This is a genomic window from Ruegeria marisflavi, assembly GCF_025673445.1.
GTDB classification, from domain to species: domain Bacteria; phylum Pseudomonadota; class Alphaproteobacteria; order Rhodobacterales; family Rhodobacteraceae; genus Ruegeria_B; species Ruegeria_B marisflavi.
Genome location: NZ_JAOVQN010000036.1, coordinates 1 through 19932, shown reverse-complemented (window position 1 = coordinate 19932; position 19932 = coordinate 1). Strand labels below are relative to the sequence as shown.

Genomic DNA, 19932 nt, shown 5'->3' with positions numbered 1-19932 from the left:
ACATGGAAACGCTTACACTCCTGGCCGGCGGTTTTTCCGTCGCGCTGACGCCGCTCAACCTGTCGCTGCTTTTTGCAGGCTGCTTCGTGGGCACGCTGATCGGCGCGCTGCCGGGGCTTGGCCCGGTCAACGGCGTGGCGATCCTGATTCCGCTGACATTCGCATTCGGGCTCGATGCGACATCGTCACTCATCCTGCTGTCAGCGGTCTACTTCGGCACGATGTATGGCGGACGGATCAGTTCGATCCTGCTCAATATCCCGGGCGACGAACCGGCCGTAATGACGACGTTGGACGGCTATCCAATGGCCCAACAAGGACGCGCCGCCGATGCGCTGGCGCTGTCCGGTGTGGCGTCGTTCGTTGGGGCGACGGTTGCTGTGATCGGCCTGTCGCTGTTTGCGCCGTTGCTGGCACGCGCAGCCATCCACTTCGGACCGGCGGATTACTTTGCGCTGTATATCATGGCCTTTGCGACTATCGGCGGTGTTGCGGGCGTTGACCCGCGCAAGACGTTGCTGTCCGCGCTGATCGGACTGATGATCGCGACGGTCGGTATCGACCCGATTTCGGGGATACCGCGCTATACGGCCGGGAACTTCCACATCTATGACGGGATCGAACCGATTGTCGCCCTGGTGGGTCTGTTCGCGATCTCGGAAATCCTGGTCCTGCTCGAAAAGCACATAAAGGACCGGTCCAGCGCCATTGCGGTGACGGGATGGATGCCGTCACTCTCGACACTTCTTTCGACCAAATGGGCGATGCTGCGCGGCTCGCTGATCGGTTTCGTCGCGGGTGTCCTGCCGGGGGCCGGCGCATCGCTTGGCTCGGTCATGGCCTATTCGATGGAAAAGCAGGCCAGCGACAAAGACGGCACCTTTGGCAAGGGCGACCCGCGTGGGGTCGCTGCGCCCGAGGCTGGCAACAACGCGGCATCGGGCGGCGCATTGATCCCGATGCTGTCGCTCGGCGTGCCAGGATCCGGGACGACCGCTGTCATGCTGGCGATGCTGATTTCCTTGAATGTGCAGCCAGGGCCGCTGCTCTTCGAACGTCAGCCGGACCTTGTCTGGGGTCTTGTCGCCTCTCTCTACATGGCGAATGTGACGCTGCTGATCCTCAACATTCCGCTGATCGGCATTTTCACCCGCCTCATGGCCGTACCGACCTGGGCGCTGTTGCCGATCGTGGCGGCCGTGAGTTTCGTCGGCGTGTTCTCGATCTCGAACTCCGTGTTCGATCTTGAGGTGATGATCGCCTTCGGCGTGATCGGGTACATTCTGCGCAAGATGGATATCAGCCTCGTGCCGCTTGTCCTCGGGCTATTGCTGGGTGGCGACATGGAGCGCAACCTGCGCCGAGCCATGTCAATTTCCGATGGGGATTGGAGCATTCTGGTGCAGAGCTGGATTTCCATCGTGCTCTATATCCTCACATTCGCGTTCCTGGCGCTGTCCGTCTGGTTGACGATGAAGACGAACAAGCGCGACAAGGCCCGGAGATTCGAAGCATGACATGGGGGTTTGTCGGTCTCGGGCAGATGGGCCTGCCCATGGCCCATCGTCTGGCCGGGGTTACGGATGTTGTCGCCTATGATCGTAAGGGGCGGGATTTTGAAGGTCTGAACTGCGTCGAGAATTCCTCAGGGCTCGCTGGTTGCAACGTCCTCCTCACCTGCCTGCCGAATGGCGCAATCGTAGAGGATATGCTGTTCGGTGACGCGGCCCTTGCGCAAGCGTTGCCGGACGGCGCCGTAGTTATCGACACCTCCACGACCTCGCATGGCACAGCGACACGCATCGGTGCCCGGCTAACGGATATGGGTCTGGCGTTTCTGGATGCACCCGTTTCGGGGATGCAGCAACGGGCCGAGGACGGAACCCTGACGATGATGGTCGGGGGCGATGCGGCGACGCTGAATGCCCATCACGATACGCTCGCTTCCATGGCCTCGAAGATCCTGCATGTGGGGCCGGTCGGGGCCGGTCAGTTGGCCAAACTCATCAACCAACTCTTGTTTGACATCAACATGGCCGCGCTCGCCGAGATCCTGCCGATATCGGCCAAGCTGGGCCTCGACCCGGATCAGGTGGCGGCCATTGTCAATTCCGGCACCGGTCGCAGCTATGCCAGCGAATTCTTCGTGCCCAATATCCTGCGCGGCGTGTTCGACCGCGGCTACCCCATGCAGGCGGCCTACAAGGACCTGATCGCCGGGGCCGAAATTACGGCGGAGAACGCCTGTCCGGCGCCCGTTCTGGCAGCCGCGACGGCAACCTATCAACTGGCCCTGGCAAACGGCTTCGGTGCGGAAGACAAGGGCGCAATGATCAAGGTGTTCGAACGCCTGATCGGCGCAGAATTCAGGAGCAAGGAATGAGTGAAGAACACGGGCTGCGGCGCGGCCTGACGAATTACGGTGACAAGGATTTCGCGGTGTATCTGCGCCGATCCTTCGCACGGTCCATGGGGCTGAGCCGCGACATGCTGGAAAAGCCGATCATCGGCATCGCCATGACGCCGTCGGATTTCAACAACTGCCATCGCACCATGCCTGAACTGGTGGCGGCCGTGAGCCGCGGCGTTCTGGCATCCGGCGCTTTGCCGCGCGCGTTCCCGACGATTTCAACCGGAGAGGTGTTCCTCAATCCAACGTCGATGGTCTATCGCAACCTGATGTCCATGGACACCGAGGAGATGGTGCGCGCGCAGCCGATGGATGCGGTCGTACTGATCGGTGGCTGCGACAAGACGGTGCCTGCGCAACTGATGGGGGCTGCGTCGGCCGATATTCCGGCGATCCAGCTTGTCACCGGCCCGATGAGCACCGGGCATTACAAGGGCGAACGACTGGGCGCTTGCACCGATTGCAGGCGCTTCTGGGGCAAGTATCGCGCTGATGAAATCGGTCGCGACGAGATCGACGTGATCGAGGGTCGCCTGGCCGCGACCGCCGGCACCTGTGCCGTCATGGGGACGGCCAGCACCATGGCGATCATCGCCGAGGTTTTGGGCATGTCACTTCCCGGCACCGCCGCCATTCCGGCCGTAGCCGCCGACCGCCTTGTCGCCGCCGAAGAAACCGGCAAGGCCGCCGTGCATCTGCTGACGCACCCGCGCAAGCCATCAGAGGTCATCACGCAGCATTCGGTCGAAAACGCGATGCGCGTGCTGATGGCCGTGTCGGGCTCGACCAACGCCGTCGTTCACCTGGCAGCGATTGCCGGGCGGCGGGGGATCACGATTTCGCCCGAACGGATGAACCAGATCAGTGACGAGACGCCCGTCTTGGTCGATCTGAAACCGGTCGGCAAGGGCTATCTTGAAGATTTCCACCATGCCGGCGGAGTTGGAGCGCTGCTGCGCGAACTCAAGCCGCTCCTGCATCTGGATACGGTCGATGTCATGGGTCAGACCCTTGGTGACCGGCTGGAAGAACCGCTTGATTGGGTCAACCGAGAGGTGATCCGCACCGCCGACGATCCGGTCTCCCCCGTGGGCGGGCTGATTTCGCTCGGGGGCAACCTGGCGCCGCAGGGGGCGATCTTCAAGCGGGCCGCGGCGACCGAAAGCCTGTTCGAGCACGAAGGCCGCGCCGTGGTCTTCGACAGCCTCGAACACCTGGCGCGCAGTATCGACGACCCCGACCTCGATATCGAGGCTGATGACATCATGGTTTTGCAGAACGCCGGCCCCGTCGCCGCCGGTATGCCGGAAGCGGGATATCTGCCGATCCCGAAAAAGCTCGCGCGGCAGGGGGTGAAGGACATCGTTCGCATCTCTGACGCGCGCATGTCCGGCACCGCTTTCGGAACGATCGTCTTGCATATCGCACCCGAAAGCGCCCGTGGCGGGCCGCTGGCCGCCGTGCGCACCGGCGACCGGATACGCCTGTCCGTCAAGGACAAGTCCATCGACCTGCTGGTGGATGAGGCAGAGATCTTGAAACGCCTGGCGGAACACAAAGTACCGGACCTGCCGAAGCGCGGCTATCGTGGCCTCTATGCCCGCGCGGTCACTCAAGCGCCCGAAGGCGTCGACTTCAACTTTCTGCAACACGAGAGCACGGCCCGGTTCGGGCGGGAGGACGAGACATGAACCTTGCAACGCTGCTGGCAGAGCGCGAGGCCGAAGGCCGCCCGGTGCGCGTCGGGATGATCGGCGCGGGCAAGTTCGGGACGATGTTCCTCGCACAGGCCGAACGGCAGCGTGGTCTGCACATAGTCGGGGTGTGTGACCTGAACCCCGCCGCCGCGCGGTCGAATTTCGACCTCGTCGGGTGGGACGCGGCACGCTATGGCGCGGACAGCCTCGATCACGCCGCAAAGAACGGCACGACCCATGTGGGCGACGACTGGCAGGCGCTGGTGGCGCATCCGGCGGTCGAGATCGTCATCGAATGCACCGGCAACCCGATGGCCGCCGTGACCCACATCCTGACAGCGTTCCGGATGGGCAAACACGTCATCAATGTCACGGTCGAGGCCGATGCCTTCGTCGGCCCGGGCTTCGGTGTCAAGGCGCGCGAGGCGGGTGTGATCTATTCCATGGCCTATGGCGATCAGCCCGCGTTGGCCGCCGATCTGGTCGACTGGGCGCGGACCTGCGGATTCAGCGTCGTGGCGGCCGGGCGTGGACACAAATGGTTGCCGCATTACCGCCAGTCGACACCCGATACCGTCTGGGATCACTGGGGCCTGACGCAGGAACAGGCGGAGCGCGGGCGGCTGAACCCGAAGATGTTCAACGCGTTCCTCGACGGATCGAAACCCGCGATCGAAAGTGCCGCCATCGCCAATGTATGCGGTCTCGATGCGCCGTCCGAAGGGCTTGTCTTTCCGCCCGGGTCCATCGACGACATCCCGACGCTCGCTCGCCCACGCAGCGAAGGCGGGGTTCTGGAGCGCAAGGGCATGGTCGAGGTGATTTCCTGCCTGCGCGAGGACGGCAGCCAGATCCCCTTTGATATCCGCAAGGGGGTCTGGGTCTGTTTCGAGGCGGATACCGAATACCTCAAGAATTGCTTCGAGGAATACAAGGTCGTGACCGACCCCTCGGGCCGCTACATGTGCGAGAGCCGCCGCTGGCACCTGATCGGCTTGGAGCTGGCCTATTCCGTGGCCTCCATCGGCATACGCGGCGAACCGACGGGGGTGGCGACCGAGTTTCGCGGCGACGTGGCCGCCATCTCCAAGCGGGCCTTGAAGGCGGGGGAGGTTCTGGACGGCGAAGGTGGCTATACGGTTTCGGGCGGCCTGCGCCCTGCGGCGACGTCGGTCGCGGGCGGTTACCTGCCGCTGGGACTTGCACACAACGTCAAGCTGCGCCGCGACGTGGCCGAAGGTGCGGCGGTCACCTGGGATGACGTCGAAATCGACGAGACGACGGACGCCTACCGCCTGCGCAAGGAGGTCGAGAGCCTCGCCGCGACGACCGACGCGGCATGACGGACATTGCCTTCATCGGTCATGGCTTGAAACGGCCAGAGTCCGTGCTGACAACCGCATCGGGCGATATTTTCTGTTCGCACAACGGGCACGGGGTGGCGCGCATCCGGCCCAACGGCACGCAATACGTGTTGGCCCCGCCGACCGAGATTGGCGGCACCCCGATTGTGCCCAACGGGATCGCGCTGCGCCCCGATGGCAGCTTTCTCGTCGCCAATATCTCGGACGCGGGGGGCCTGCTGGCGCTGGATGCGGAGGGCGTGCGCCTGTTCCACCCATGCATCGCCGGGACAACATCGCCGCCCGTCAATTTCGTCACACAGGATGAACTGGGCCGCATCTGGATCACCGTGTCGTCGACCTATGTGCCACGCAGCCGTGCCTATAACCGCCATACGGCGAACGGCTATGTCGCGGTCATCGAAAACGGCACCTTCCGTGTCGTGGTCGACGGGCTCGCCTATACCAACGAGGTCCGGCCGGATTACGACGGCGGCTGGCTTTATATCGCGGAGACGATGGCGCAACGCATCAGTCGGATCAGGCTGGATGAACAGGGTGTCCACGGCGCGCCCGAAGTTTTTGCCACCATGCCGCGCGGCGCGTTTGTCGACGGGATCGAGGTGGATTGCGAAGGCGGCGTGCTGGCCGCGTGCATCATCTCATCCGAATTGATCCGCATTGATCCGGAAGGCGGTCAAAGAGTGGTGATGGGCGACCGGGTTGATGCCTGGGTCGATGAGGTGGAGAGGGCCTTCGACGCAGGCAGTATGGGGCGCCCGCACCTTGATACATCTCCTACAACGACCCTGCGCAACATCGCCAGCCTTGCCTACCGGGGAGACGAACTGGACCAGATCGTCTGTGGAAATCTGCTGGACAGCAAGTTGCCGGTCGTCGCGGCACCCGTTGCCGGGCGCAAGCCGCCGCATTGGGAAGTGAAGGTTCCGATTTGGGGGGATGCATTCTGAGGCATCGCGGAATACGATGCCGCCATCATGCGTTTCGATCTCTTTTCGCTGGAAATTTTCGTTACCGTTGCCGAATTGGGCAGCATCGTGCGCGCTGCGGCACGGCACAACATCGCGGCTTCCGCCGCCAGCAAGCGTTTGTCCGATCTTGAACGTGTCGTCGGCGCGCCGCTTCTCTACCGTCAGCGCCGTGGCGTCAGCCTGACATCCGCGGGGGAAGAATTGCTGAACCATGCGAGGTCCATCGGACGTATGGTCGAACGTATGGAATCCGAGATGGGTAATCATGCCGAAGGTATTCGCGGCACCATCCGCGTGGCGGCCAACACGTCGTCAATCACGCAGTTTTTGCCGGAAGACCTCGCGGCATTCGCCAAGGAAAACCCCGATCTTCAAATTCAACTGGTGGAGGAAACGAGCTCCGACATCCTTGACACGGTCCGATCTGGCGCCGCCGATCTCGGGATCTATTCCGGGTTTACCGACGCCAAGGGAGTACAATCTCTCCTGTACCGGCGCGATACGCTCGTCATCGCCGCCCCGCGGGATCACGACCTGGCCGCGCTGAAATCCGTGAAATTCAGCGACGTGCTCAACCAGGACTTCGTCGCGTTGCAACAGGGCAGTTCGATAAAGAACTATCTCGAACGAAAGGCCCAGTCGTTGGGCGCGAGTTTCAAGACACGTGTTGAGGTAATGAGTTTCGACGGTGTGCGCAGGATGGTTCAGGCCAAGCTGGGTATCGCGATTTTGCCCCTCGGAGCCGTGGAACCCTATCTGGAGAATTCCGAGCTCGCCATGATACCCATTGACGAACCATGGGCCCGACGGGAGCTTCGCATCGCGATGCGAGATCGTGCAACCCTGACGGTACAGGCGCAGTTGCTCTTGCGCTTTCTGGCGCCGCATGACCCTTGAGCGACCTCAAGAGGCTACAGGCTCCTTGGTCTCTGAACCACTTTCAAAGCATTCGGAATTTTGCCGACGGTTATGGTCCCCGACCCTGCTAAAAATCAATGAGCTTCGGTGGACCTGCTGGCCGTCGAGGCGAAAACATCCAAACCACAAACATTGACGTTTCTGCATTTGGCTACAAGAAGACCTCGGCCTGTGACGGTACTGAAAGTTCGCATATCGACCCTTGGTGGATGTCGCGATGACAGCTGCTCGCGACATTTAGACCTTGGCGTACTTGGATCGAACGACAGCAAAGTCCCGCAATTGAGGCATCGGAGACCGGTGCAGCGAACGACTGGTTCTGATCCGGACCGTCAAGCGCGGTCCGAACGACTGCTTTCGGGAAATTGAGCTGCGCCGCAGCGAGGGTCTAGTTCCTGGGCAGTCACCTGGACGAGAGGACTTGCCGCGGATGCAACCGTCCGGTTTGTCCGCATGTGAGACGCTCGAAACCGGCGCAGCGAAGGTCCGGTTCAGAAAATGGTCTTGAAACCCGGACTGAACGGCAGCTTTCGCCGTTTCGACTCGGGTTTCTCGCGGTCGCAGAGAATGGCCGGTGTCCGCCCTTCGAGACGGTTTCTGCGCACTTAGCCAACTTACAGTATGGGCTCAAAGCGGAAGATTAACGGGAGATTCTGAAAGTCTGCTTGGGAGCGGCGAGCGGAAGATCCCGCCCGCCTAAATCGTTAAAGATCGATACGTTCGGCAATACTAAGCGCGTCTTCAAGCTCGACGCCAAGGTAACGCACCGTACTATCCACTTTGCTGTGACCGAGCAGAAGTTGAACGGCACGTAGGTTTCCGGTCTTTCTGTATATCAAAGCCGCTTTGGTGCGCCTAAGCGAATGCGTGCCGTAGCTGGACGGATCGAGACCAATCGCTGACACCCATTCCCGGACAAGCCTAGCGTATTGCCGGGTCGAAAGATGCGGCAAAGCATGCATACGACTTGGAAACAGATACCGTTGTCCATGCATGTATTGAGAAGAGACCCATTGCGACACGACTTCACGTGTATTCTCCGTCACTTCAAATTGCACTGGCTTCGCAGTTTTACGTTGAACAACGGATACCCGATCGCGAACAGAATTGCCTACGGCGAGATCGTTAACCCTCAGGCGGACGAGATCGCACCCGCGCAACTTGCTATCGATGGCAAGATTGAACAATGCCAGGTCCCTCAGCTTGTTTGCAAGTTCGAGCCGAGCGCGAATGGCCCAGACTTGCTTTGGCTGCAATGGCCGCTTCTGTCCGACTAGTCTGCCTTTGTTCCAGGGCGTGCGACGCGTTGTGACAACGGGAAGTAGCGTTTTGGACATCATAGGTCTCCGTCCATTCCCTTCCGTCCCAAACATCGACACCGTGCCGACAGCTGCAGTCTAATTGCCGCTCGCGTGTCCTCAGCACAGGAAATTCTCAGGTTTCAGGAACTGCCACCGCTGATCTTCTTACCCATCACATCCGCTGCCTGCCGCAACGGGTCATCTGCGAGGTGCGCGTAGCGTTGCGTGGTAGACGGGTTCGTGTGTCCAAGCAATCGACCGACTATAGGCAGACTCAGACCGCTGGAAACGAGATGCGACGCATGCGTATGCCGATTGTCGTGGATACGGTAGTCTTGAAGACCTGCCGATGTGGTGACCGAGCTCCAAAATTTTTTCAGATCTTTGTACGGTTGGTCCGGAGAGCGTCCCGGAAACAACCAAGGACTTTCAGGAGATGCCCCTGCTTTCATTGCCGCAAGCAAATCACAGGTTGCTGACGAAATCGGCAGGTGCTCTCGTCGCTTTTGCTTTGTGTGGTGCGACGGCTTTGTCCATACCGCGCGGACCAAATCGAAGTCTTCCCATTTTGCCTTCAGCACTTCGCCGATCCGTGCGCCTGTTAGGAGCTGCAGGCGAATAGCGTTCGCTGCAACCTGATTTGGATGCTCTGACAGAGCTACCAAAAGTCTTTGCAGCTCATCGTCTGACAGCCAGCGGTCCCGCTTTTCCTCGGGGAATTTTTCTATGCCGCGTGCCGGATTGTCAGAACGCTGACCCCAGCGCACAGACAGTTCAAAAATTTTCGACATGAGCGCCAGAGTGCGATTGGCTTGATACGGCGTATCGCGCAGTTGGTTGTGAAGCTTCTGAACATGCTGATGCGTCACTTCGATGACTTTTAGCTCCCCAAGCTTGGGGAGAATGTGTCGGTCCAGCATCGACCGATCGTTCCGAACACTACCGGGGCGTTTCTTTGGCTCCGCGTGTTCGGTCATGTATTGCGCGGCAAGTGAGTTCACCGTTGGTGAGTGCCTGAGCGTTTGAGCGTCCGCGACAGGATCTCCGCCACGGACCACGTCAGCAAGAAGCGCGCGTGCCATTTCGCGGGCGGCGCCCAAAGACAAGGTTGGCCCATATCGCCCAAGTGTCTTGCGTTTCGACCGACCGGTTTGTTTGTTGCGATATTGAACTAAGAAGCTTTTGACGCCGGTCGTTTTCACGCGGAGTCCAAAACCCGGCAAACCGTCGTCCCAATAGATCGTGTCCCGGTTTGTTGCTAAAAGGCGATCGACACTTGATTTTGTTAATCTGACGTTGGGCATAGTGCTTCCAGGTGAAATAGGTAAGCACAAGGTAAGCAAAGTGCAGTGAGTTGGGAAGGGCCTTATGGAAATCTCATCACGCAAATGCTACTGTTATTAAACAGAATAAATTGCCCGATCGAACTGTCTACAATGCTATAGAAAATGGGGGAATAAGACTTTTAATCAGTGGGTCACAGGTTCGAATCCTGTACGGCTCACCACTTTCACCGGTTGACCGGAAACGAAAAACCGCTGGACGAAAGCCCGGCGGTTTTCGGTTTCATGGGACGTCACGGTGATGTGGATATCCTGGAAGGGGCCTGCAGAAGGGTTAGTATTCCATTATCTTTTCAAATGGTTTGTTCGCACCACGCGGGATGCATTGATTGGTGCCGTACCCGTCTGGGTAAGGGCGTTTTCCACTTTTGTCTTTGGGCGAGCACTGGGAGCAGACCAGAGCCTTTACGGGCTAAGTAGGCGGGGTTGTCTCAGGCCTCGGCCTTGCTGCCTTTGAGCACGTATTTGCAGTCGCAATAGGGGCACTCGACCCAGCCGCTATCCTCGGGGATCTGCAACCATACCCGCGGGTGTCCCAATGCGCCTTCGCCCCCGTCGCAGGCAACTCGGCTTTTCTCGACGATCTTGGTTTCCGGCGCTTCGATGGTCATCGCTTGAGGGCCTTTCTTGAGGTTGTCGGCAGTGCGGACATGGATTAGGTGCGTTTATGAGCGACAAGTCGAGCAGGAGCAAGACCCGCGCATGACCGAAGACGCGATCCGTATCGAAGGTTTGACCAAGACCTATCGTGGCAGCCACGGGCAGCCTGAGAAACAAGCGCTCAAGGGGATCGATCTGCGCGTGCCGCGTGGGTCGGTGTTTGGCCTCTTGGGGCCGAACGGGGCTGGGAAATCCACGCTGATCAATATCCTGGCGGGATTGGTGACCAAGACCGCCGGAAAGGTGACGATCTGGGGGTTTGATCAGGACCAGAACCCGCGCCAGTCGCGCGCCGCCATCGGCGTGATGCCGCAGGAGCTGAACCTGGATCCCTTCTTTACCCCACGTGGGGCGCTCGAGGTGCAGGCGGGGCTGTATGGCGTGCCGAAATCGCAGCGCTGGAGCGACGAGATCCTGGCGCTGGTGGGCCTGAGCGACAAGGCCGAGGCCTATGCCCGCACCCTGTCGGGAGGCATGCGGCGGCGGCTCTTGTTGGGCAAGGCGCTGGTGCATCGTCCGCAGGTTCTGGTGCTGGACGAGCCCACTGCCGGGGTCGATATTGAGTTGCGCCAGATGCTGTGGACCAATGTACGCAAGCTGAATGCCGAGGGCATGACCATCATCCTGACCACCCATTACCTGGAAGAGGCGCAGGAGATGTGCGACGAGATCGCCATCATCAACCAGGGCAGCGTGGTGGCGCGGGACAGTACTGCAAACCTGCTGGGGAGGCTCGATGCGCGGGCGATGGTGATCCAGCCCGACGGCCCGATATCGGTCCTGCCGCAGGGGCCGGGGATCGCGGCCGAGGCGCGTGCCGACGGCACGCTTGCCCTGCGCTATCACAGCCGCCAGACCAGTGCCGAAGACGTTCTTGCCGCCGTCCGCGCCGCCGGTATCCACATTCGCGACGTGCGGACCGAGCAGGCGGATCTAGAGGACGTGTTCCTCGCCCTTACCTCGGCACGGTGACGGTGTCCGCCTTTTTGGCGTTGGTCGTGACCTCATAGGTGGCGTCGTAGTCGCTGCGCAGCGTACCCATCATTCGGTCCCAGAACAGGAAGTACAACCCGTAGTTCCCGGTGAACCGCCCATGGTGCTGGTTATGTGCGACCGAGGTGTTGATCCAGCGGCCAAGCCAATGCTTGTTGAAGCCGCGTGGGCAAAGCTCGAAGCCCAAGTGGCCGTAGACGTTGTAGGCGATCTGGAAGATGAAGAAATACATCACCGCCGCCCAGTGCACTGGCAGGCTAAAGGCAATGATTGGCAGGATACCTACTTCCAGCACTGCCTCGATCGGGTGAAAGGCATAGGCTGTCCAGGGCGACGGGTTGGTCGACCGGTGATGTACCAGATGCACGTGGCGATAGAGCACCCGCGTGTGCATCAGCCGGTGCACCCAATAGAAATAAGTGTCATGCAGCGCCAGCATCCAGACAAAGGTGAGTGCGAGGTATCCCCAACCCCGGCTACCCAGAGATCCGCCATAGATGTTGGTATGATCCAGAAATACGAAAAATATCAGCGACGAGATTACCGCAAAGATGCCGACCGAGATCATTGAAAATATCAGGTCGCGGCCGTGATCGGTCAGCCGGGGCCAGCGTTTCTGTATTTTGCGCGGCCACATCGGACGGCGCAGCAGCAGATAGAAAAGACCAAAAGCGCCAGCCGCAAAAAACAGGTACCGCTGCACGATTCGCAGCGATTCTTCGATCACAAAACGGATCAACTCTGTATCCAAACGCGCCCCCTGCGTCCCCTTGCGTTTAGTCTACAGACCGGGGCGCAAATGTCACCGGTTCAGGCGCGATCAAGTCGCGCCTGATAGCAATTGTTGCGGGCGGAGCGCACATGAACATAGGCGACGTCGGCACGCAACAGGATCGCCTCTGCCGCCGTCATCAGCGCCGTTGTCGGCACGACTTGGCCCGTGCCATACACGATACGGTGGTTCCGTCCATAACCCTTGATCAGGTAGTCGGGCGAACTGGTAAGTACTTCTGGCAGGGTACCGTCGTCGACATGGCGTGTGCAGGGGGCGGCGCACAGAAAGATTGGCCCTGTCTCAGCATAGGGGTGCAGCGCGGCAAAGGGGCGGTGGGCAAGGATCAGCATGTCCGCCCCTTCGGGAATTTGGCGCAGGCAATGGCGGCAAGGGTTTCCGACCCCGTCGGAAACGGCGCGTTCGGGTCGGTTGCCATAGGCGTCGGGCTGGCCTGATTGCAGGGCGCGGACCTCGTCAGTGGGCAGGGCGGTGATGCGGATCATGTCGGGATCTCCTATCCGGTTTTCCCGACTATTGCTCAGGCAGCGCGGCCTTCGCGACCCGGTTCCTGCGGGTTCAGCCGCAGGTCAGCCCGGTCACGATGCCGTTGGCATCGGTCGCCGCGTTCAGGCGGTTGGGTTGGTAATCCTGAGTAACCAGTGTATCGGGACCAATCACCCGCGCCCCTTCGGGCAGCCGCCCCATGTTGTCCGCGACCGGTTGACCGATCATGTCCTCCAGCCCTTCGCCCTTGCAGATACTCAGCTCGATCACAGCGGGTTCAGCAACCGGGGCTTCCTCAACTGTGTCGGCGCAGCCGGCCAGCAAGAGAAAAACGGGGGTTAGTCTGTACATTGGTGTTCCCTTTTTGACAAATGTCTGTTCCGTGTGGTCAGGTGCGGTCAAAACCTGACACGAAACGAATGTAGATTAAACCCGGTCCCTGGGCCGGGGAAATGAAGACCTGACAGGGAGATAGAGAATATGCGGACACGCGCGGCGGTAGCGGTTGAGGCGGGCAAGCCTCTGGAAGTGATGGAAGTGAACCTCGAAGGGCCGAAGGCCGGTGAGGTTCTGGTCGAGATCAAGGCCACCGGCATCTGTCACACGGATGAGTTCACCCTCTCGGGCGCCGACCCGGAGGGGCTGTTTCCGGCCATTCTGGGCCACGAGGGCGCGGGTGTGGTGCTGGAGGTCGGTCCCGGAGTGACCAGCCTGAAACCCGGCGATCATGTGATCCCGCTCTACACACCCGAATGCCGCCAGTGCGAATACTGTCTGAGCGGCAAGACCAACCTCTGCCAGGCCATTCGCACCACCCAAGGCAAGGGTCTGATGCCCGACGGCACCACGCGGTTTTCCATGCTCGATGGCACCCCGATCCTGCATTACATGGGCTGCTCGACCTTCTCGAACCACACCGTCCTGCCCGAGATCGCGCTGGCCAAGGTGCGGCCGGACGCGCCGTTCGACAAGATCTGCTATATCGGCTGCGGCGTCACCACCGGCATTGGAGCAGTGATCAATACCGCCAAGGTGGAGATCGGCAGCCGCGCCATCGTCTTTGGCCTGGGCGGCATTGGGCTCAATGTGATTCAGGGGCTGCGGCTGGCGGGGGCCGACCAGATCGTCGGCGTCGACCTGAACCCGGCCAAGGTCGAGATGGCCAAACGCTTTGGCATGACCGATTTTGTCAACCCCAGGGATGTTTCGGGCGACATGGTGGCGCATCTGGTCGAACTGACCAAGGGCGGCGCCGACTATACCTTTGATGCCACCGGCAACGTGCAGGTGATGCGCACCGCGCTGGAGGCCGCGCACAAGGGTTGGGGCGAGAGCATCATCATCGGCGTGGCACCCGCAGGGGCCGAGATCTCGACCCGTCCGTTCCAGCTGGTCACGGGCCGGGTGTGGAAAGGCACCGCATTCGGCGGCGCCAAGGGCCGGACGGATGTACCCAAGATCGTGGACTGGTACATGGACGGCAAGATCGAGATCGACCCGATGATCACCCACACGCTGAGCCTCGATGAGATCAACAAGGGCTTCGACCTGATGCACAATGGCGAAAGCATCCGCGCCGTCGTGGTGTACTGAACCTTTCGCCCTGTCCCGTGCGCGGGGCAGGGCGGTTGCCTGCGGCTTGCCGCGCCTGTCTTGATTTTGAGTGGCCAGGCTGGAACACTGACCCGATGGTTTGCAATCCGGGGGGTGCCATGTCTATCCGCACGGCTTGTGCTTTGCTTCTGCTGTTCGCCGCCGCCACGCCTGTTGCAGCGCAAGAGGCGGTCTATGTCATCAGGCATGGCGAAAAGGAGCTGTCAGGCGACGAACCCGCGCTGACACCGGAAGGGCGGGACCGGGCGGCGGGCTGGGCGCGGATGCTGCGACACTCTGGCCTTGATGCGGTGATCACATCTGACGCGCTGCGCACGCGGGAAACCGGGGCGATCATCGCCGAGGCGCTTGACCTTCGCGCCAGCGCGTGGCCCGCAACCGATATGGCCGGTCTGGTCGATATGCTTGAATTCGATCACGAGGACGACCGGGTGCTGGTTGTCGCCCATGCCGAAACCATTCCCGGCATCCTCGCGCGCCTTGGCGTGCTGGACGAGATCTCGGTCGACCAGACCGAATTCGCCAACCTGTTTGTGGTGACCGGGCCCGGGTCGGATAACCCGGTGTTCCTGCGTCTTTTCATGCCTTGAGTCCAAGACGCCCGTCGGCCCCCATTGCACTCGGCCCGGAACCCGTCCACTGTCTGCGAATGGCAAACGATACCCCCCTTCTGGCTGTCCTGATCGACGCCGACAATATCTCGGCCAAATACGCCGAAGCGATCTTTGAAGAGATCGCCACCCTTGGCGAAGCCAGCATCCGCCGGATCTATGGCGATTTCTCGGGCGGCGCGCCGCAGGGCTGGAACAAGGAGACTCTCGCCGCGCTGGCGATTGTCCCGCATCAGCAGTTCGCCAACACCACCGGCAAGAATGCCAGCGACATCGCGCTGGTGATCGACGCGATGGATATCCTGCATTCGGGCCGCTTCGACGCGTTTGTCCTGATCTCGTCGGACAGCGATTTCACCCGTCTGGCCAGCCGCATCCGGGAACAGGGGCTGGATGTATTCGGCATCGGCATGCGCAAGACGCCGGGGGCTTTCGTTAAGGCGTGCAAGCGCTTCATCTATGTCGAAAACCTGATGCCCGAACCGCAGCCCAAGGCAAAGCCGGGTCAGCCGCAGCCGCCCGTCAGCCCCGCGCAAAAGCTGGAGGATCCGACCACCCTTGTGATCCGCGCCATGGATTCGATCGACCAGGACGACGAATGGTTCGCCCTGGGCCGGATCGGTCAGCTGATCGTTGCGGCCAATCCCGATTTCGACACCCGCAGCTATGGCAAGCGCAAGCTGAGCGACCTGCTGGCGGACCTCAAACGGTTCGAAATGAAGCGCGGCACTGGAAACCAGTTCCTGATCCGCCGGATCGACTGAACTCTCTTGGCAGGACTCAAACGCTTGTCGGGTCACCACGGACCCTGACCGCGAGTCGCAGCGCGGTCGGGCAAGCCGTAATGCGAAGGTGAGGACGCGAGTAAACCGGCTACCGGCGACGTCAGCGCGCACAGTGCAGTTGGTTAATTCTGTTCTGTTTTGATGGATTGGTGGAGCCTAGGGGAGTCGAACCCCTGACCTCTTGCATGCCATGCACCCCCAGCGCACCCCGAGAAGTTACCCATAGTGTCCATATTGTTTAAAAATATGGGTTTTTTCGACATGAACTCTTGCATAAACATGCCCATTTGGCCCATAAAACCCGTGCAGCAAACCGGGGGTGCACCCCCAGCGCACCCCCAAAAACAGTTCGGGCCGGGTTGATCGCCAAACCAAACCCCGGCCCCGGACCACGACAAGAGGTAACAAAGCCATGGCCCGAGCCATTTCTACAGACGCCGCAGTCCGGGCGGCAACCGTAAATCCCGGACAGGTACGCAGCGACTTTGCCGTCGACGGTGTTCCCGGCTTGCGACTGCGCGTGACCGCCAAGGGAACGAAGACATTCCGACTGGAATCCCGGAAGACCGGCAAAGTCACTCTTGGTGAATACCCGATCATCACGCTTGCCGATGCCCGCAGGGCCGCGAACATTCTGATCGCCGAAGCCGACCGGCAAACCGTCAACGGCAAGGCCGGGCAAAAAGTTCTGGCCGCACAGGACCGACGCACCCTCGCCGATGTACTCGACGCCTATTCCGAAGATGTCGGGCATGGACTCGCAAGCTGGGGTGATATGCGAACGCAGATCGAACGTCGCTACAGTCCTGACCGCGTTGTCATCAAAATGACTGAAGACGACATGCTTGCGCCAGTTCGGCGCGACCGGAACGTCGCCGCCAAGCGCGCGTGCCGCTATCTCTCAACGGTGCTGCGCTGGGCCGATGTTGGCCGCCCGGTCTCGAACAAGAAACTCGACGATCTGGTGCCTGAGACACCGCAGGACCGCGTTCTGTCCGATGCCGAACTTCGGGCCGTGGTTCTGGCGACATCGAAGCTAACCCCCCTCTGGCGCGACTTCACCCTCGCGTTGGTCTACAGCATGCGCCGCCGTCAGGAGATTCTTGGCGCGCATGTCGAACATGTCGACTTCGACGCGGGTATCTGGCAGGCGCGGATATTCAAGACCCGTGGCAAAAGTCACAAGGTCGAAGCGCATCCAATCAGCCCCCAACTTGCCGAAGTGTTCCGCAAGCGTGGCTTCGAGTCCGGCCCGCTATTCCCGGTTGGCAGCAACTTTGACCGTACATTGAAACGCTTGCATGAACTGTCCGAAACGTCGGGCTGGACTTGGCACGATCTGCGGCGCACCGGACGGACTATCATGGGCCGGGCAGGGGTGAACCCCTTGATCGCGGAACGCTGCATGGGGCACGCTCTGGCGGGCGCAGCCCGGATGCAGGCGGTTTACGACCATTACGATTACGGCGACGAAATGCGTGACGCCTATGTCCGTCTTGCGGATGCCGTCGACCACATCGTCGAAGGCAAGGCGGTGCGTCGTGGGTAACATCGGTGCCGAACTGCGGCTCATACTCGACCGTTTGCGTACCGTCGTGGAAATGGACACGACGCCGGGTTATTGGGTCGGCGACACCGAAGCGGAGCGGCGCAAGGCAATCGACCTTCGGACCGGGCATCATCTTGCCCGGCAAGCTGCCCAGACCGCCCGACGCGGTCTCGACCTCTGGGACGCAGGAGACGCCGAAGGGGCTGCCGAGTGTCTCGACGAAGTGATCGGCATGCTGGGCTATCTCCGACGCGCTGGCGTCGATCTGGACGGCAAGCCGACCTATGGTCGCCCGCCAAGTGACCGCGACGCACAGTTCGCCAAGCTGGTCGACGCCAAGCGTGCCGCCACGGGTGCCGGTTTGACGGATAGCCTCTTCGCTGTTCTGGGGGAAAACCCCGATGTCGCCCGGCGGTTCGTCACCCGCGACCCGGAGTCACTGGCCAAGGCTTACCGACGCGGACGTAAAGCATTAGCGGGTTTTTCGTCCCTATCGGCGGGCAAGTAAGACCGGGCTTTATCGCTGCATTCGCAACGATGGAGTGCAGAATATGAAAAGCCAACCCTTGCGCATTTTGCGCATGACTGACGTCGAAGACCGTACCGGTTTGGGTCGGACCACGATTGTCGAACTTGAGCGTCAAGGGATGTTCCCGAGGCGCGTGCCATTGACCCGAGCAACAGCCGGATACGTCGAGTCAGAGGTCGCCGACTGGATTGAAGGTCGCAAGCGTCTTCGCGATGCGAATAACGTGTTGATTTTTGCTGAGAAGTGACCCGGTATTTTTATCGAGATTTGACCCAGCCTTGATTATGTCTCTGCGGTTATGTTGCGGTCAATGCCGGCGTTTCCTTTCTCTTTTTCTTCGCGGCTTCCGAGCTTGCCTTGTAGCGGTAGCTGTCGTTGCCGGTTTCCAGGATGTGGCAGCGGTGCGTGAGCCTGTCGAGAAGCGCGGTGGTCATCTTTGCATCGCCGAAGACCTGGGCCCACTCTGAGAAGCTGAGGTTCGTGGTGATGATCACGCTGGTGCGCTCGTAAAGTTTGCTCAGCAGATGGAAGAGCAGCGCGCCGCCGGATGAACTGAACGGCAGGTAGCCGAGCTCATCGAGGATGACCAAGTCGATCTTGGTCAGCATCTCAGCCAATTTGCCGGCCTTTCCGAGCGCCTTTTCCTGCTCCAACGCATTGACGAGTTCCACGGTTGAGTAGAAGCGCACCTTGCATCTGTGGTGTTCGATGGCCTGTACGCCGATGGCTGTTGCAATGTGGCTCTTGCCCGTTCCAGGCCCGCCGATCAGGACGACATTCTCGGCGTTTTCCATGAAGGTGCCGCGGTGCAGCTGCCGGACGGTGGCTTCATTAACCTCGCTGGATTTGAAGTTGAAGCCCGCGAGGTCTTTGTAGGACGGAAAGCGCGCCACCTTGGTTTGGTAGGCGATTGACCGGACTTCCCGTTCGGCCATTTCCGCCTTGAGAAGCTGGGACAACATCGGCGTTGCTGCTTCGAACGCTGGTGCGCCCTGGGCAACCAGATCATCGACCGCCTGTGCCATGCCATGCAGTTTGAGGCTGCGGAGCATGATCACGATCGAGGCGCCTGCAGGGTCATGACGCATGACGCTTCTCCCCGGCTTGTCTCAGAGCATCATAGCGATCGACATTGGCTTTCGGCACCGTATCCAAGGCCAGAGCCTTTGGCGGGTCGACCTCGGGATGGTCGCTCTGCTTTTTGTCGATCAGCCTATGGAGCAAGTTCAGGACATGCGTCTTGGTGGGCACGCCGGCTTCCAGCGCCAGTTCTACAGCACACAAAACCGCGTCTTCATCGTGGTGCAGAACCAGGGACAGGATATCCACCATCTCTCTGTCGCCGCCCTCCTTGCGCAGCATATGATCCTGCAGGCGGCGGAAGGCGTCGGGCATCTCATTGAACGGCGCGCCATTGCGCAGGGCCCCGGGTTTGCGTTGGATGACAGCAAGATAGTGGCGCCAATCATAGATGACCCGGCCTGGCTTGTGGTGCGACCGCTCAATGATACGGTCATGGGCGCAAACGGTTTGACCTTCCGCCACCACTACCAACCGTTCAGGATAGACATGCAGGCTGACGCGGCGGTTCGCAAAGCTGGCCGGTACGCTGTAGCGATTGCGCTCGAAGGTGATCAGGCATGTCGGCGACACCCGTTTGCTGTGCTCTACAAACCCATCAAAGGCCGGCGGCAGGGCCATCAGCGTGGGCTTCTCGGCTTCCCACACATCGGCAATCGTGCCGGGCAAGTCACGGTGCTTTGTCTCGGCCCACAAGGCAAGACAGCGATCTTCCAGCCACTGATTGAGCTCGGCCAGATCGCCGAAGATCGGCATGACCTGCCACAAGCGGTTGCGCGCATCCTGGACGTTCTTCTCGACCTGCCCCTTCTCCCATCCGGCCGCCGG

General features: G+C 60.7%; 21 protein-coding genes. 13 read left to right on the top strand and 8 right to left on the bottom strand.

Translation table 11 applies throughout. The features are described from left to right. Positions 1-2: 2 nt before the first annotated feature. Genes OEZ49_RS21715 through OEZ49_RS21690 form a run of 6 tightly spaced genes read left to right on the top strand, consistent with a single transcriptional unit; the run spans position 3 to position 7339 of the window. Entirely contained in the window at positions 3-1517 is a 1515-nt protein-coding gene (locus OEZ49_RS21715) for a tripartite tricarboxylate transporter permease (protein WP_263390255.1), read from the top strand. After that, positions 1514-2383, top strand: a complete 870-nt coding sequence (locus OEZ49_RS21710; RefSeq protein ID WP_263390254.1) for an NAD(P)-dependent oxidoreductase — start codon at positions 1514-1516, stop codon at positions 2381-2383. Before OEZ49_RS21715 ends, OEZ49_RS21710 begins: the two co-directional genes overlap by 4 nt. Continuing rightward, entirely contained in the window at positions 2380-4101 is a 1722-nt protein-coding gene (locus OEZ49_RS21705; RefSeq protein WP_263390253.1) for a dihydroxy-acid dehydratase, read from the top strand. The genes OEZ49_RS21710 and OEZ49_RS21705 overlap by 4 nt, the downstream gene beginning before the upstream one ends. Beyond that, positions 4098-5450, top strand: a complete 1353-nt coding sequence (locus tag OEZ49_RS21700; protein ID WP_263390252.1) for an NAD(P)H-dependent oxidoreductase — start codon at positions 4098-4100, stop codon at positions 5448-5450. Before OEZ49_RS21705 ends, OEZ49_RS21700 begins: the two co-directional genes overlap by 4 nt. Beyond that, positions 5447-6421, top strand: a complete 975-nt coding sequence (locus OEZ49_RS21695; protein WP_263390251.1) for an SMP-30/gluconolactonase/LRE family protein — start codon at positions 5447-5449, stop codon at positions 6419-6421. The genes OEZ49_RS21700 and OEZ49_RS21695 overlap by 4 nt, the downstream gene beginning before the upstream one ends. A gap of 27 nt (positions 6422-6448) precedes the next feature. After that, entirely contained in the window at positions 6449-7339 is an 891-nt protein-coding gene (locus OEZ49_RS21690) for a LysR substrate-binding domain-containing protein (protein ID WP_263390249.1), read from the top strand. A gap of 725 nt (positions 7340-8064) precedes the next feature. Here the strand turns inward: OEZ49_RS21690 and OEZ49_RS21685 are convergent. The 3 genes from OEZ49_RS21685 to OEZ49_RS21675 all read right to left on the bottom strand — a co-directional run bounded on the left by OEZ49_RS21685 (position 8065) and on the right by OEZ49_RS21675 (position 10615). Then, positions 8065-8697, bottom strand: a complete 633-nt coding sequence (locus tag OEZ49_RS21685; protein WP_263390248.1) for a tyrosine-type recombinase/integrase — start codon at positions 8695-8697, stop codon at positions 8065-8067. A 104-nt stretch (positions 8698-8801) separates the two neighbouring features. Beyond that, positions 8802-9965 (bottom strand): tyrosine-type recombinase/integrase, encoded by a 1164-nt coding sequence (locus OEZ49_RS21680; protein ID WP_263390247.1) that lies wholly within the window; start codon positions 9963-9965, stop codon positions 8802-8804. Between the two features lie 470 nt (positions 9966-10435). Further along, positions 10436-10615 (bottom strand): zinc-finger domain-containing protein, encoded by a 180-nt coding sequence (locus OEZ49_RS21675; RefSeq protein ID WP_263390246.1) that lies wholly within the window; start codon positions 10613-10615, stop codon positions 10436-10438. 91 nt (positions 10616-10706) lie between these two features. Here OEZ49_RS21675 and OEZ49_RS21670 point away from each other — a divergent pair, with 91 nt between their 5' ends. Next, positions 10707-11636: an ABC transporter ATP-binding protein gene (locus OEZ49_RS21670; protein ID WP_263390245.1), complete on the top strand. Its 930-nt coding sequence runs from the start codon at positions 10707-10709 to the stop codon at positions 11634-11636. Here the strand turns inward: OEZ49_RS21670 and OEZ49_RS21665 are convergent. The 3 genes from OEZ49_RS21665 to OEZ49_RS21655 all read right to left on the bottom strand — a co-directional run bounded on the left by OEZ49_RS21665 (position 11620) and on the right by OEZ49_RS21655 (position 13287). After that, positions 11620-12396 carry a sterol desaturase family protein gene (locus OEZ49_RS21665; RefSeq protein ID WP_263390244.1) on the bottom strand — a complete coding sequence of 259 codons (777 nt, stop codon included), beginning with the start codon at positions 12394-12396 and terminating at the stop codon, positions 11620-11622. The genes OEZ49_RS21670 and OEZ49_RS21665 overlap by 17 nt on opposite strands. A 71-nt stretch (positions 12397-12467) precedes the next feature. Beyond that, positions 12468-12935 (bottom strand): DUF1203 domain-containing protein, encoded by a 468-nt coding sequence (locus OEZ49_RS21660; protein WP_263390243.1) that lies wholly within the window; start codon positions 12933-12935, stop codon positions 12468-12470. Between the two features lie 73 nt (positions 12936-13008). Beyond that, a complete protein-coding gene (locus tag OEZ49_RS21655; protein ID WP_263390242.1) occupies positions 13009-13287 on the bottom strand; it encodes an I78 family peptidase inhibitor in 279 nt (92 codons plus the stop codon). Positions 13288-13416: 129 nt separating this feature from the next. On the opposite strand from OEZ49_RS21655, the gene OEZ49_RS21650 reads away from it, so the two are divergent. The 6 genes from OEZ49_RS21650 to OEZ49_RS21625 all read left to right on the top strand — a co-directional run bounded on the left by OEZ49_RS21650 (position 13417) and on the right by OEZ49_RS21625 (position 18271). Continuing rightward, positions 13417-14529, top strand: coding sequence for an S-(hydroxymethyl)glutathione dehydrogenase/class III alcohol dehydrogenase (locus OEZ49_RS21650; RefSeq protein ID WP_263390241.1), 1113 nt, complete (start codon positions 13417-13419; stop codon positions 14527-14529). Positions 14530-14648: 119 nt separating this feature from the next. Beyond that, positions 14649-15140: a phosphoglycerate mutase family protein gene (locus OEZ49_RS21645; RefSeq protein ID WP_263390240.1), complete on the top strand. Its 492-nt coding sequence runs from the start codon at positions 14649-14651 to the stop codon at positions 15138-15140. 59 nt (positions 15141-15199) lie between these two features. Next, positions 15200-15925: an NYN domain-containing protein gene (locus OEZ49_RS21640; protein ID WP_164129608.1), complete on the top strand. Its 726-nt coding sequence runs from the start codon at positions 15200-15202 to the stop codon at positions 15923-15925. A gap of 433 nt (positions 15926-16358) precedes the next feature. After that, positions 16359-17495 carry a tyrosine-type recombinase/integrase gene (locus OEZ49_RS21635; protein ID WP_263390239.1) on the top strand — a complete coding sequence of 379 codons (1137 nt, stop codon included), beginning with the start codon at positions 16359-16361 and terminating at the stop codon, positions 17493-17495. Then, the gene (locus tag OEZ49_RS21630; protein WP_263390238.1) at positions 17488-18003 is read left to right on the top strand and encodes a hypothetical protein; all 516 of its coding nucleotides are present in this window, start codon (positions 17488-17490) and stop codon (positions 18001-18003) included. The genes OEZ49_RS21635 and OEZ49_RS21630 overlap by 8 nt, the downstream gene beginning before the upstream one ends. 43 nt (positions 18004-18046) lie before the next feature. Continuing rightward, complete coding sequence (locus tag OEZ49_RS21625; RefSeq protein ID WP_263390237.1) at positions 18047-18271, top strand: helix-turn-helix transcriptional regulator; 225 nt, start codon at positions 18047-18049, stop codon at positions 18269-18271. Between the two features lie 49 nt (positions 18272-18320). Here OEZ49_RS21625 and istB read toward each other — a convergent pair whose 3' ends face one another. Then, a complete protein-coding gene (gene istB / locus OEZ49_RS21620) occupies positions 18321-19112 on the bottom strand; it encodes an IS21-like element helper ATPase IstB (RefSeq protein WP_263390236.1) in 792 nt (263 codons plus the stop codon). Beyond that, positions 19102-19932: Mu transposase domain-containing protein (locus tag OEZ49_RS21615; RefSeq protein WP_397545696.1), on the bottom strand; the 831-nt coding region annotated here is incomplete at its 5' end. The genes istB and OEZ49_RS21615, both read right to left, overlap by 11 nt.

Bases quoted from the DNA above. Each gene is read 5' to 3' on its own strand.
- OEZ49_RS21715 (WP_263390255.1), top strand. From the start codon at position 3: ATGGAAACGCTTACACTCCTGGCCGGCGGTTTTTCCGTCGCGCTGACG.
- OEZ49_RS21710 (WP_263390254.1), top strand. From the start codon at position 1,514: ATGACATGGGGGTTTGTCGGTCTCGGGCAGATGGGCCTGCCCATGGCC.
- OEZ49_RS21705 (WP_263390253.1), top strand. From the start codon at position 2,380: ATGAGTGAAGAACACGGGCTGCGGCGCGGCCTGACGAATTACGGTGAC.
- OEZ49_RS21700 (WP_263390252.1), top strand. From the start codon at position 4,098: ATGAACCTTGCAACGCTGCTGGCAGAGCGCGAGGCCGAAGGCCGCCCG.
- OEZ49_RS21695 (WP_263390251.1), top strand. From the start codon at position 5,447: ATGACGGACATTGCCTTCATCGGTCATGGCTTGAAACGGCCAGAGTCC.
- OEZ49_RS21690 (WP_263390249.1), top strand. From the start codon at position 6,449: ATGCGTTTCGATCTCTTTTCGCTGGAAATTTTCGTTACCGTTGCCGAA.
- OEZ49_RS21685 (WP_263390248.1), bottom strand. From the start codon at position 8,697: ATGTCCAAAACGCTACTTCCCGTTGTCACAACGCGTCGCACGCCCTGG.
- OEZ49_RS21680 (WP_263390247.1), bottom strand. From the start codon at position 9,965: ATGCCCAACGTCAGATTAACAAAATCAAGTGTCGATCGCCTTTTAGCA.
- OEZ49_RS21675 (WP_263390246.1), bottom strand. From the start codon at position 10,615: ATGACCATCGAAGCGCCGGAAACCAAGATCGTCGAGAAAAGCCGAGTT.
- OEZ49_RS21670 (WP_263390245.1), top strand. From the start codon at position 10,707: ATGACCGAAGACGCGATCCGTATCGAAGGTTTGACCAAGACCTATCGT.
- OEZ49_RS21660 (WP_263390243.1), bottom strand. From the start codon at position 12,935: ATGATCCGCATCACCGCCCTGCCCACTGACGAGGTCCGCGCCCTGCAA.
- OEZ49_RS21655 (WP_263390242.1), bottom strand. From the start codon at position 13,287: ATGTACAGACTAACCCCCGTTTTTCTCTTGCTGGCCGGCTGCGCCGAC.
- OEZ49_RS21650 (WP_263390241.1), top strand. From the start codon at position 13,417: ATGCGGACACGCGCGGCGGTAGCGGTTGAGGCGGGCAAGCCTCTGGAA.
- OEZ49_RS21645 (WP_263390240.1), top strand. From the start codon at position 14,649: ATGTCTATCCGCACGGCTTGTGCTTTGCTTCTGCTGTTCGCCGCCGCC.
- OEZ49_RS21640 (WP_164129608.1), top strand. From the start codon at position 15,200: ATGGCAAACGATACCCCCCTTCTGGCTGTCCTGATCGACGCCGACAAT.
- OEZ49_RS21635 (WP_263390239.1), top strand. From the start codon at position 16,359: ATGGCCCGAGCCATTTCTACAGACGCCGCAGTCCGGGCGGCAACCGTA.
- OEZ49_RS21625 (WP_263390237.1), top strand. From the start codon at position 18,047: ATGAAAAGCCAACCCTTGCGCATTTTGCGCATGACTGACGTCGAAGAC.
- istB (WP_263390236.1), bottom strand. From the start codon at position 19,112: ATGCGTCATGACCCTGCAGGCGCCTCGATCGTGATCATGCTCCGCAGC.